General features: G+C 45.3%; 10 protein-coding genes. 8 read left to right on the top strand and 2 right to left on the bottom strand.

Features of this window, described 5'->3' with window-relative positions; translation table 11 throughout:
* Window positions 1–88 precede the first annotated feature (88 nt).
* Complete coding sequence (gene seqA, locus R8O70_RS21335; RefSeq protein WP_005382149.1) at window positions 89–631, top strand: replication initiation negative regulator SeqA; 543 nt, start codon at window positions 89–91, stop codon at window positions 629–631.
* A 92-nt stretch (window positions 632–723) separates the two neighbouring features.
* A complete protein-coding gene (gene pgm / locus R8O70_RS21330) occupies window positions 724–2,370 on the top strand; it encodes a phosphoglucomutase (alpha-D-glucose-1,6-bisphosphate-dependent) (RefSeq protein ID WP_025766986.1) in 1,647 nt (548 codons plus the stop codon).
* Between the two features lie 61 nt (window positions 2,371–2,431).
* On the opposite strand, the gene R8O70_RS21325 is transcribed toward pgm, so the two are convergent.
* Window positions 2,432–3,205, bottom strand: a complete 774-nt coding sequence (locus R8O70_RS21325) for a DUF1853 family protein (RefSeq protein WP_258623743.1) — start codon at window positions 3,203–3,205, stop codon at window positions 2,432–2,434.
* A 231-nt stretch (window positions 3,206–3,436) separates the two neighbouring features.
* Here R8O70_RS21325 and R8O70_RS21320 point away from each other — a divergent pair, with 231 nt between their 5' ends.
* The gene (locus R8O70_RS21320; protein WP_213876688.1) at window positions 3,437–4,195 is read left to right on the top strand and encodes a Nif3-like dinuclear metal center hexameric protein; all 759 of its coding nucleotides are present in this window, start codon (window positions 3,437–3,439) and stop codon (window positions 4,193–4,195) included.
* A gap of 91 nt (window positions 4,196–4,286) precedes the next feature.
* Here R8O70_RS21320 and R8O70_RS21315 read toward each other — a convergent pair whose 3' ends face one another.
* Entirely contained in the window at window positions 4,287–5,576 is a 1,290-nt protein-coding gene (locus tag R8O70_RS21315; protein WP_258623742.1) for a citrate synthase, read from the bottom strand.
* A gap of 396 nt (window positions 5,577–5,972) precedes the next feature.
* Here R8O70_RS21315 and sdhC point away from each other — a divergent pair, with 396 nt between their 5' ends.
* The 5 genes from sdhC (at window position 5,973) to sucA (ending at window position 12,193) form a co-directional block, all read left to right on the top strand.
* Window positions 5,973–6,365: a succinate dehydrogenase cytochrome b556 subunit gene (gene sdhC / locus R8O70_RS21310; protein ID WP_017634811.1), complete on the top strand. Its 393-nt coding sequence runs from the start codon at window positions 5,973–5,975 to the stop codon at window positions 6,363–6,365.
* Entirely contained in the window at window positions 6,359–6,703 is a 345-nt protein-coding gene (sdhD, locus tag R8O70_RS21305) for a succinate dehydrogenase, hydrophobic membrane anchor protein (RefSeq protein WP_005382169.1), read from the top strand. The genes sdhC and sdhD overlap by 7 nt, the downstream gene beginning before the upstream one ends.
* Window positions 6,704–8,470, top strand: a complete 1,767-nt coding sequence (sdhA, locus tag R8O70_RS21300) for a succinate dehydrogenase flavoprotein subunit (protein WP_005382172.1) — start codon at window positions 6,704–6,706, stop codon at window positions 8,468–8,470.
* Between the two features lie 15 nt (window positions 8,471–8,485).
* Window positions 8,486–9,196 carry a succinate dehydrogenase iron-sulfur subunit gene (locus tag R8O70_RS21295; protein ID WP_005382174.1) on the top strand — a complete coding sequence of 237 codons (711 nt, stop codon included), beginning with the start codon at window positions 8,486–8,488 and terminating at the stop codon, window positions 9,194–9,196.
* A gap of 171 nt (window positions 9,197–9,367) precedes the next feature.
* Entirely contained in the window at window positions 9,368–12,193 is a 2,826-nt protein-coding gene (sucA, locus tag R8O70_RS21290; protein ID WP_115385809.1) for a 2-oxoglutarate dehydrogenase E1 component, read from the top strand.
* Window positions 12,194–12,305: the final 112 nt, after the last annotated feature.

The following is a 12,305-nucleotide window of genomic DNA, read 5'->3' as shown; positions in this document are numbered from 1 at the left end:
TCTTATTCGTGATGGGTTTAACGTGGAGTATCCGCGTGGATCTCGTTATAATCCCCCAGAGTTTAAACATTGAGAATGTGAAAAGCGAATGAAAACAATTGAGGTTGATGAGGATCTATACCGTTATATAGCTAGTCAAACTAAGCATATCGGTGAAAGCGCCTCGGATATTTTGCGACGCCTTTTAAACCTTGATGGTCAGTTGCAGGAAGCTAAAGCCGCGCCTGTAGTAGAGAAGCCACAAGGGATTGTAGTAAGTAAAGATGCGGGTAAAACGGAATCTGTTGATGTAGTGAAAGAAATGCGTTCGCTGCTTATTTCTGATGAGTTTGCCGGTCTAAAAAAAGCGATTGATCGCTTTATGTTGGTATTATCGACCTTACATAAATTGAATCCAGAAGGTTTCGCCCAGGCTACGAATGTAAAAGGACGCAAACGCGTGTACTTTGCAGATAATGAAGAAACCTTGCTAGCAAACGGTAATACGACCAAGCCAAAAGCCATTCCTGGCACACCGTTTTGGGTTATCACGAATAACAATACAAGTCGTAAAAGACAGATGGTTGAACAAGTGATGGCACACATGGGGTTCCAACCTGACTTAATAGAAAAAGTAACAGGTTCAATCTAAGAAACCTGATAGAAGCCTCATAATGCGTCGCAGTGAGCGGATATTATGAGGCTTTTTTAATTTTATTTGTATTGAAAGAAAGGATGTCAAACATGGCTATGCACCCTCGTGCTGGGCAAAAAGCGCAGCAGGAAGATCTTCACAATATCCCAGCACTCGTTGCTAACTACTTCTTACTTCAACCAGACGCGGCAAACGCAGAACACAAAGTTCAATTTGGTACTTCTGGCCACCGCGGTACTGCAGACAAGCACACTTTTAACGAAAACCACATTTTAGCGATCGCTCAAGCGGTAGCAGAAGTTCGTGCTGAGCAAGGCACAACTGGCCCGTTGTTTGTGGGTAAAGACACGCATGCGCTATCTGAGCCTGCTTTTTCAAGTGTGATTGAAGTATTGATTGCAAATGGTGTGAAAGTGATTGTCCAGCAAGACAACGGTTACACGCCAACACCGGGTATTTCACACGCGATTCTGACTTACAACATCAAACACGATGAAAAAGCAGACGGTATCGTTATTACCCCATCACATAACCCACCACAAGACGGCGGAATCAAATACAATCCGACACATGGTGGTCCTGCAGAAGCTGAGTTGACTCAAGCTATCGAAGATCGTGCGAACGAATTGATTGCTGAAGGTTTACAAGGTGTTAAACGCCTACCACTAGCAGAAGCAAAAGCATCGGATCTGTTTGTAGAGATGGACTTGGTGAAGCCATACATTGATGACCTGGTGAACGTTATCGATATGGAAGCAATCCAAAAAGCGAACCTGAAGATTGGTGTAGATCCATTGGGTGGCAGCGGTATCGATTACTGGCGTCAAATTGGTCAGGCATACAACCTAGACCTAACGCTAGTAAGTGAATCGATCGATCCTTCTTTCCAATTCATGTCGCTAGATAAAGACGGCGTTGTGCGTATGGACTGTTCTTCTCCTTACGCAATGGCGGGTCTATTGGCACTGAAAGACGAATACGATTTAGCATTTGGTAACGATCCTGACTACGACCGTCACGGTATCGTTACGCCAAAAGGTTTGATGAACCCGAACCACTTCTTAGCCGTTTGTATTGACTACTTGTACCGTCATCGTGACGCGTGGGGTAAAGACGTCGCTGTTGGTAAAACACTAGTTTCAAGTGCGCTGATTGACCGTGTTGTTGCGGATCTAGGTCGTGAGCTATGTGAAGTGCCTGTTGGTTTCAAATGGTTTGTAGACGGTCTGTACACTGGTAAGTTTGGTTTCGGCGGCGAAGAAAGTGCTGGTGCGTCATTCCTTCGTAAAGATGGCACGCCTTGGTCAACAGACAAAGATGGCATCTTGCTATGCCTTCTAGCAGCAGAGATCACTGCGGTAACGGGTAAGAACCCTCAAGATTACTATGAAGAGCTAGCGGCGAAGCACGGTGAGTCGAAGTACAACCGTATTCAAGCTGTAGCAAATGGCCCACAAAAAGACGTATTGAAGAAGTTGTCACCAGAAATGGTTGCGGCTGAAACTCTAGCAGGTGATGCGATCACTGCTCGTCTAACGCATGCACCAGGCAATGGTGCTGCGATTGGTGGCCTTAAAGTAACGACAGCTAACGGTTGGTTCGCTGCTCGTCCATCAGGTACAGAAGATATCTACAAGATTTACTGTGAAAGCTTCAAAGGTGAAGAACATCTGAAACAAATCGAAGCTGAAGCACAAGAAATAGTTAATCAAGTATTTGCAGCCGCTGGTTTGTAAAACATCCAATGGTCAATGTATCTAGCAAAGGGTTGATGTGAAAACATCAACCCTTTCATGTTTAAGTGCCCCGAACCGCTTTATCTCCGGGCCATGAATCTGGTACCACAAACCAGAATTGACCGTCTTCCGTTTGTGCGTGTATGAATCGATCTAAAGGCTTTTCAATAGGTTGAGAGAAATCGTCTGTACCGATCGCCCAGCATGGTTTATGTAAATGATAAAGTGGTTTACCAATTAAATCCCATTGACTTTGATAGCACCAGTAACCACTAATCTGACTTGGATTTAATTCATAACCCAAGCACTCCTTAGGAGTTGGCTCTGGAGTAAACGGATTAATATAGAGTCGTCCTTGCATCATTAGGCGCTCTTCTGGAGAGTCGTTTAAAGGAATTATTTTTTGAAATTCCGGGCGATCGCTCATTTTCAGCTGATGCGTGAGCATTCTATCCAATTTTGCATGTAACTGGTCGTGAGCATTCGGGCCATACCAAACGCCGTTGTAAAGAAGATAAAACTTAATCGCCACTTCCCAGTGTTCTATTTGATTTGATTCTGTATTCCTCAACACCAAATCGACAGCACCAATGGTCTTACCTTCAGCGTCGTTTAACTGAATTTCTTCGGCAATAATCTGATATCGTTCTGAATTAGAAAGAGCCGCAGTGCATAGGTGCTGATATAAAAAACCCAGTCTCGGATTACCATTGTATTGTTCTGAGCTATTCAAAGGTTTGACCGAGACATCTTCTAAGGTTGCAAACGGAGGGCGTAACTTGAAAAGCGGAGGTGAAGTGGCGATCCATTGGTAAAAGCGTTGCAGTTGGTTCATCCGTATCCCTAAATTTATGGTGAGGCGACAAGCTTTGTTATTGTAACTAAATTTGCTTTTGAGGGTAGGGTGGCTAGCATCGATATTAGGGTTCGAGATACACTTCAAAGACCTAAATGATATCAAGGTGCCAGATGTCAAAACGTTGTTGTATCAACTAGGTTGCACTCTTTCGTCTGATTCCATCGAGAGGTTATTTAGGTTTACATGCGCTAGAAATTGGAAGTAATAATGAATAACTTAAAGCTAGAACAGATTCTTAATGACAAACTGTCACCGCAGTTAATTAAAGATTACGCACCAAATGGGTTACAGGTAGAAGGGAAATCAGCGGTAAAGCGTGTTATCACTGGCGTAACTGCCTCCCAAGCCTTAATCGATAAAGCGATTGAGCTTAATGCAGACGCATTACTTGTTCATCATGGCTATTTTTGGAAAGGTGAGCCTGAGCCAATTCGTGGCATGAAAGGTAAACGAATTCGTAGCCTGATCAAAAATGATATCAACTTATATGGTTATCACCTTCCTCTAGATATTCATCCAGAGCTAGGCAACAACGCTGAATTAGCTCGCTTACTTGAAATCGAAGTAGAAGGTGGGCTTGAAGGGCACCCTCAGTCAGTTGCTATGTTTGGGCGCTTGAAAAAGCCGATGTCTGGTGTTGAATTTGCGAGTAAGATCAACCAAGTTCTTGATAGAGAGCCTCTGCATATCGCTCCAGAGAATACCGATAAGATGATTGAGACAGTCGGCTGGTGCACTGGTGGAGGGCAGGATTTCATTGAACTTGCTGTACAGCACGGGCTGGATGCATTTATCTCTGGAGAAATTTCAGAGCGCACCACTTATACCGCTCGTGAAATGGACATTCATTACTTTGCTGCAGGTCATCATGCTACTGAGCGTTATGGTGTTCAGGCCTTAGGCAAATGGCTAGCGGATGAATACGGCCTACATGTGGAGTTTATCGATATAGATAATCCGGTTTAACGTTCGCTATTCGTAACGTTAAGTGCTGAAAAGAAAAAGGGTTGAGACGAAAATCTCAACCCTTTTGTTTGTCTATCTTCGTACTAAAAGATCATTCACGTTCGTGAAGTGGAGAAAACTCACGTTGTGTTTCGCCAGTGTATAGCTGACGAGGACGACCAATGCGGTTCAGTGGATCGCTATGCATTTCGTTCCAGTGAGCAATCCAGCCGATGGTACGAGAAATCGCGAAGATAACCGTAAACATAGAAACTGGAATACCAATCGCTTTAAGAATGATACCTGAGTAGAAGTCTACGTTCGGGTACAGCTTCTTAGACACGAAGTACTCATCAGAAAGCGCAATGCGCTCAAGTTCCATTGCAACGTCTAGCAGAGGGTCTTGAATGTTTAGCTCTTTGAGAACTTCATGACACGTTTCGCGCATTACTGTCGCACGTGGGTCGTAGTTCTTGTAAACGCGGTGACCAAAGCCCATTAAGCGGAATTGGTCATCTTTGTCTTTCGCGCGGTCTACATATTCAGGGATGTTATCGACGCTGCCAATCTCTTCTAGCATTCTCAAGCAGGCTTCGTTTGCACCACCGTGAGCAGGTCCCCAAAGGGATGCAATACCAGCGGCAATACATGCAAATGGGTTCGCACCAGAAGAGCCAGCTAGGCGTACAGTTGATGTCGACGCATTCTGTTCATGATCCGCGTGTAGAGTGAAAATCTTATCCATCGCACGGGCAACCACAGGATTTACTTCATATTCTTCGCAAGGATTTGCGAACATCATATGCAAGAAGTTCTCAGCGTAGCTAAGGTCGTTACGAGGGTAAATAAATGGCTGACCGATAGAGTATTTGTAACACATCGCCGCCAGTGTTGGCATTTTTGACAGCAGACGGTACGCTGCAATTTCGCGGTGTTCGTCGTTGTTAATGTCAAGAGAGTCGTGATAGAAGGCTGCAAGTGCTCCAACTACACCACACATTACCGCCATTGGGTGTGCATCGCGTCGGAAGCCATGGAAAAAGCTTGCGATTTGCTCGTGTACCATTGTGTGACGAGTAACGGTCGTTTTGAATTGCTCGTATTGTTCTCGGGTAGGGGCTTCACCATAAAGAAGGATGTAACATACTTCTAAGTAATCTGCGTTATTGGCTAATTGATCAATCGGGAAACCGCGGTGCAAAAGAATACCTTTGCCGCCATCGATGTACGTGATTGATGATTCACAAGATGCAGTGGCAAGAAAACCTGGGTCAAAAGTAAAGTAACCATTGGCTCCCAGCTTACGAACGTCAATTACAGGTGTACCTAGCGTACCGTCCATAATTGGCAGTTCGATTGGCGCTTGACCTTCAACATGAAGGGTCGCTTTCTTATCCGCCATAACAATCTCCTTTGTTTATTATTTAATCCGTCCAGGATGTTTATGTGCCATTTTTGTACTGTTGTTAAAGCTTAAAGTCAATTTTTCTCCATCTTTGTGTGCACTTGTTATGATTTTTCTCATGAAAATCGTTAAAAATCTGTTCTATGTAGCATAATTTGTTACACCAATTGTATTAGAATGTTGCTCGCCGTATATTGGCAAAGAAAATTTTAGTTAAATCCTTATAAATTCGGGGCTAGAAACAAAGAGTGAGGTTTGTTGCTGGATTCCGTTTGTTAACAACTTGTTTACAATTATCTGAGTGGTTACTCGCGATATTTGTTAAATAGATGTTAACTTTTGTACGTTTGGAAGCTGAAATTGGTTATAACAATAAATGCTCAATGGAGCTGAGTGAGCAAGCCCGTGAAAGAAAGAAAGTCAAGACCTGTTAATTTAGATCTACAGACCATCCACTTTCCTATCACAGCAATCGCATCCATCCTACACCGTGTGTCTGGGGTAATTACGTTTGTTGCGGTGGGTATATTACTGTGGTTACTATCCATTTCTCTGTCATCCCCAATGGGTTTTATGGAAGCCGCTGACATCGTCGATAGCTTCTTCGTAAAATTCATCCTGTGGGGAATTCTTACTGCACTTGCCTACCACATCGCAGGTGGTATCCGTCACTTATTGATGGATCTAGGTCACTTTGAAGAACTAGATTCAGGCACGATGAGCGCTAAAGTCGCGTTTGGTGCAACAGCAGTATTATCATTATTGGCGGGGATCTTGGTATGGTAAAACACGTATCTTCATTTGGTCGTAATGGTGTACACGATTTCCTACTAATTCGTGCAACTGCAATCATTATGACGCTATACACGATTTATCTGATTAGCTTCTGTGCATTTTCAGATATCTCTTATGCATCTTGGACCCAATTCTTTGGTGGTACCTTCACTAAAGTATTCACCATGTTGGCACTTGTCTCGATCCTGATTCACGCTTGGGTTGGTTTGTGGCAAGTATTAACTGATTACATTAAGTGCGCGAAACTACGTGGCGCACTACAACTTGGTGTTATTGCCGTGCTATTCGGCTATGTCTTCTCTGGTCTATTTATTCTGTGGGGTGCGTAAGTGTCTATTCCAGTTCGTGAGTTTGATGCCGTAGTAATCGGCGCTGGTGGTGCAGGTATGCGCGCTGCACTACAAATTTCAGAGCAAGGCCTATCATGTGCTTTGTTGTCAAAAGTATTTCCAACACGTTCTCATACTGTGTCTGCACAGGGCGGCATTACCGTTGCTCTGGGTAACTCGCACAAAGACGATTGGCAATGGCACATGTACGATACCGTTAAAGGTTCCGACTACATCGGTGACCAGAACGCGATTGAATACATGTGTAAAAATGGTCCTGAGTCAGTTATCGAGCTTGAAAAAATGGGTCTTCCATTCTCTCGTTTTGATAACGGTACCATATACCAACGTCCATTCGGTGGCCAATCTAAAGAGTTTGGTGGTGAGCAGGCTGCTCGTACAGCCGCTGCTGCAGACCGTACTGGTCACGCACTTCTTCACACGCTTTACCAGCAAAACGTAAAACACAAAACAACCATCTTCTCGGAGTGGTACGCTTTGGATCTTGTGAAAAACCAAGACGGCGCAATCATGGGTTGTACTGCGATTTGTATGGAAACGGGTGAAATCTGTTACTTCAAATCGAAAGCAACCATTCTAGCTACAGGTGGTGCAGGTCGTATTTACGCATCGACCACTAACGCGCACATCAACACGGGTGATGGCGTTGGTATGGCACTTCGCGCAGGCGTTCCAATGCAAGACATGGAAATGTGGCAGTTCCACCCAACAGGTATTGCTGGCGCGGGTGTTCTAGTGACGGAAGGTTGTCGTGGTGAAGGTGGTTACCTTCTAAATAAAGATGGTGAACGCTTCATGGAGCGCTACGCACCAAACGCGAAAGACCTTGCTGGTCGTGACGTGGTTGCTCGTTCAATGATGATTGAAATTCGTGAAGGCCGCGGCTGTGATGGTCCTTGGGGTCCACATATCAAGTTGAAACTTGATCACCTTGGTAAAGAAGTACTTGAATCACGTCTACCAGGTATCTGTGAACTGTCTCGTACATTTGCACACGTTGACCCAGTGAAAGAGCCAATTCCAGTAATTCCAACTTGTCACTACATGATGGGTGGTGTACCTACTCAAGTCTCTGGCCAAGCAATTAAGCAGAAGGCCGACGGTAGCGAGATGGAAGTACAAGGCCTTTACGCATGTGGTGAGATTGCTTCTGTATCGGTACACGGTGCTAACCGTCTGGGCGGCAACTCATTACTAGACTTGGTCGTCTTTGGGCGTGCTACTGGCTTGCACCTTGGCGAAACGCTAGCAGCGCAAGCGGAAGCTCGTCCTGCAACAGAATCTGATATTGAAGCGTCTCTAGCGCGTACTATGCGTTGGGAAAACAGCACTGGTGGTGAAGATCCGGTTCAGATTCGTAAAGACCTACAAGCATGCATGCAAAATAGCTTCTCGGTATTCCGTGAAGGCGATGCGATGGCAACCGGTCTAGAAGAGTTGAAAGTGATTCGCGAACGTTTGAAAGATGCACATCTAGCGGATAAGTCTTCAGAGTTCAACACGCAGCGTATTGAGTGTCTAGAACTTGATAACCTGATGGAAACCGCGTTTTCAACTGCCGTTGCAGCGAACTACCGTACAGAGAGTCGTGGCGCACATGCTCGTTTCGATTTCCCTGAGCGTGATGATGAGAACTGGCTATGCCACTCTATCTACAATCCGGAAACAGAAGCGATGACTAAGCGTGATGTGAACATGACGCCAACGCATCGTGAAGCTTTCCCGCCGAAAGTACGTACATACTAAAGGGAGGATACGACTATGAAATTAAACTTCTCTTTATACCGTTACAATCCGGATGTGGATACTAAGCCTTACATGAAAGAGTATACCCTTGAGGTAGACGAAGGCTCAGACATGATGGTGCTTGATGCATTGATTCTGCTAAAAGAGCAAGATCCAAGCATCGCGTTCCGTCGCTCATGCCGTGAAGGGGTATGTGGTTCTGATGGTTTGAATATGAATGGTAAAAACGGCCTAGCGTGTATCACACCGTTATCTGCTCTACAAGGCGATAAGATAGTTATTCGTCCACTACCAGGGTTACCTGTCGTGCGCGATCTTATCGTTGACATGACGCAGTTCTATGATAACTATGCGAAAGTTAAACCATTCTTGATTGATGATGGTGCATTACCACCATCACGTGAGAATCTACAATCGCCTGATGACCGTGCGCATTTAGATGGATTGTACGAATGTATCATGTGTGCATGTTGTACAACGTCTTGCCCATCATTCTGGTGGAACCCTGATAAATTCATCGGCCCAGCTGGTCTTCTCGCAGCGTACCGTTGGCTAATTGATAGCCGCGATACGGCAACAGATGAACGTTTGTCTGATCTTGATGATGCATTTAGCGTTTTTCGTTGCCATGGCATCATGAATTGTGTAAGTGTTTGTCCTAAGGGATTAAATCCGACGAAAGCCATCGGTCACATTAAGTCGATGTTGGTTAATCGTTCGGTTTAATTTACTCGCTCTTAGGAATGTCGCAGTGTTGCGGATCACCCGATATGACCGCTTCACTGCTTCAGTAATATTCGAGTAAAGAATACAAAAATTGCCGACCGTATTTTTAGTCGGCTCTTATAGCTCGGCAAAGACCGAAGCAAACGTGAAAACTACTGGTTAAGGGAAAATATGCACAACGGCGTGATGAAGGCATGGCTCGAGTCTTCACACTTGGCTGGCGCCAATGCAACGTATGTAGAGGACCTCTACGAACTGTATCTAAGTGATCCCGATCTGGTAAGTGAGGAGTGGAAACGTGTTTTTGAAGGCTTGCCTAAGCCATCAGAAGAAGTGGCAGAACAACCACATTCACGTGTCCGTGACTACTTCCGACGACTCGCTAGAGAAACAAAGCATTACAATGTCCAAGTTAGTGACCCAGATGTCGATGCAAAACAAGTAAAAGTTCTACAGCTAATCAACGCATACCGTTTCCGCGGGCATGAAGCTGCAGAATTAGACCCACTAGGTCTATGGCAACGCCCAACAGTGGCGGAGTTAGACCCTGCTTTTCATAATCTTACCGAAGATGACTTCGAAGAAACTTTCAACGTAGGTTCTTTTGCTGTTGGGCAAGAAACCATGAAGTTGAAAGATATCTATGAAGCCCTCAACAAAACTTATTGCGGTTCCATCGGTGCTGAATACATGCACATGACTGACACAGAGCAAAAGCGTTGGATTCAGCAACGCCTTGAGTCTGTCGTAGGCCAGCCATCATTCAACAAAGATGAGAAGCGCACATTCCTAGAAGAGCTAACAGCCGCTGAAGGTTTGGAGCGTTACCTCGGGGCGAAATTCCCAGGTGCAAAACGTTTCTCTTTAGAAGGTGGTGATGCGCTGATTCCGATGACGAAAGAGTTGATCCGTCATGCGGGTACAAGTGGAATGCGTGAAGTGGTTATCGGTATGGCTCACCGCGGTCGTTTGAACATGCTGGTGAACGTACTTGGTAAGAAACCTCAAGACCTGTTTGATGAGTTCGCAGGTAAACACGACGAAACTTGGGGTACGGGTGATGTGAAATATCACCAAGGTTTCTCTGCTGATTTTGCGACTCCAGGCGGTGATGTTCACTTAGCACTTGCATTTAACCCATCGCACCTAGAAATCGTAAACCCGGTAGTCATGGGCTCAGTTCGAGCACGTCAAGACCGCTTGGGTGATAATCAAGGTAGCAAAGTACTTCCTATCACCATCCACGGTGATTCTGCAATCGCTGGTCAGGGTGTGGTTGCCGAAACGTTCAACATGTCTCTTGCTCGTGGGTTCCAAGTTGGTGGTACGGTACGTATCGTCATCAACAACCAAGTAGGCTTTACGACGTCTAATCCTCGTGACACGCGTTCTACGATGTACTGTACCGATATCGCGAAGATGGTGCAGGCGCCAATTTTCCATGTAAATGCAGATGACCCAGAAGCAGTTGCTTTTGTTACTCGCATTGCATTGGATTACCGTAACGAGTTCAAGCGCGATGTCGTGATCGATCTTGTGTGTTACCGTCGCCACGGTCACAATGAGGCAGATGAGCCAAATGCGACTCAGCCTTTGATGTACCAGAAAATCAAAAAGCATCCTACACCACGCAAATTGTATGCAGATGTTCTGATCGATAAAAATGAGTCAGATATCGAGACGGCGACTCAGTTAGTCAATGAGTATCGCGATGCATTAGATCGCGGTGAAGTGGTTGTTAAAGAATGGCGTCCAATGGCGTTGCACTCTGTAGACTGGTCCCCTTACTTAGGGCATGAATGGGATATGGAGTGGGATTCAAAATACGACAAGACACGCCTTGTTGAGCTAGGCAATCGTCTGTGTCAGTACCCAGAAAGCCATAAACTGCAAAGCCGTGTTAATAAGCTATACAACGATCGTATAGCAATGATGACCGGTGAAAAAGCTATTGACTGGGGTATGGCTGAAACATTGGCGTATGCTACATTGGTTGACGATGGCAAGCGTATTCGTCTTTCAGGTCAGGACTCGGGTCGTGGTACTTTCTTCCACCGTCACTCGGTTCTTCATAACCAAACCGATGCAAGCACTTACATTCCATTAGCGAATATTCATGACAACCAAGGGCCATTCCAAGTCTTTGACTCAGTATTGTCAGAAGAAGCTGTGTTGGCGTTTGAATACGGTTACGCAACAGCCGAACCAGGTGGTTTAACTATCTGGGAAGCACAGTTTGGTGATTTTGCCAACGGTGCACAAGTTGTTATCGACCAGTTTATCTCGTCAGGCGAGCAAAAGTGGGCGCGTTTGTGCGGTCTTACTATGCTTCTACCTCATGGTTATGAAGGTCAAGGCCCTGAGCACTCATCTGCACGTTTAGAGCGTTACCTTCAGCTTTGTGCTGAGCAAAATATGCAGGTTGTGGTTCCTTCAACACCGGCTCAGGTGTACCACATGATTCGTCGTCAGGTTGTACGCCCAATGCGTCGACCTCTCATTGTTATGTCGCCGAAATCTTTGCTGCGCCACCCTCTATGTACTTCAACGATTGAAGACTTGGCGGATGGTACATTCCAATCTGCAATTCCAGAAGTAGATGATTTAGAACCAAGCAAAGTGAAACGTGTCGTGTTCTGTGCTGGTAAGGTTTACTTTGACCTACTAGAGCAGCGCCGTAACAACGAGCAAGACGATGTTGCTATCGTGCGTATTGAACAGCTTTACCCATTCCCAATGGAAGAAGTACAAGCAGCAATTGCTCAATACACTAACGTTGAAGACTTCGTGTGGTGTCAGGAAGAACCTCAGAACCAAGGTGCTTGGTACTGTAGCCAACATAACTTCCGTGCCGCTATTCCTGCAGGTGCAAATCTTAAATACGCAGGTCGCCCAGCTTCTGCTTCGCCAGCAGTTGGCTACATGTCGGTGCACTTGAAACAACAAAAAGCGTTGGTTGAAGACGCTCTGAACGTGAACTCAAAAACTTCGAATTAAGAACTAGAAGTTAAAGGAAGAAACAGATATGACAATTGAAATTCTGGTTCCAGATTTACCTGAATCAGTTGCTGATGCAACCGTAGCGACATGGCACAAACAACCAGGCGAC

The organism is Vibrio sp. 779(2023) (assembly GCF_033344285.1).
In the GTDB taxonomy this organism is placed as follows: Bacteria; Pseudomonadota; Gammaproteobacteria; order Enterobacterales; family Vibrionaceae; genus Vibrio; species Vibrio alginolyticus.
This window is presented reverse-complemented; position numbering and strand designations above follow the sequence as displayed.

What these genes read in the sequence shown, in the direction of transcription:
- seqA (WP_005382149.1), top strand. Translation starts at nt 89, where the DNA reads ATGAAAACAATTGAGGTTGATGAGGATCTATACCGTTATATAGCTAGT.
- pgm (WP_025766986.1), top strand. Translation starts at nt 724, where the DNA reads ATGGCTATGCACCCTCGTGCTGGGCAAAAAGCGCAGCAGGAAGATCTT.
- R8O70_RS21325 (WP_258623743.1), bottom strand. Translation starts at nt 3,205, where the DNA reads ATGAACCAACTGCAACGCTTTTACCAATGGATCGCCACTTCACCTCCG.
- R8O70_RS21320 (WP_213876688.1), top strand. Translation starts at nt 3,437, where the DNA reads ATGAATAACTTAAAGCTAGAACAGATTCTTAATGACAAACTGTCACCG.
- R8O70_RS21315 (WP_258623742.1), bottom strand. Translation starts at nt 5,576, where the DNA reads ATGGCGGATAAGAAAGCGACCCTTCATGTTGAAGGTCAAGCGCCAATC.
- sdhD (WP_005382169.1), top strand. Translation starts at nt 6,359, where the DNA reads ATGGTAAAACACGTATCTTCATTTGGTCGTAATGGTGTACACGATTTC.
- R8O70_RS21295 (WP_005382174.1), top strand. Translation starts at nt 8,486, where the DNA reads ATGAAATTAAACTTCTCTTTATACCGTTACAATCCGGATGTGGATACT.
- sucA (WP_115385809.1), top strand. Translation starts at nt 9,368, where the DNA reads ATGCACAACGGCGTGATGAAGGCATGGCTCGAGTCTTCACACTTGGCT.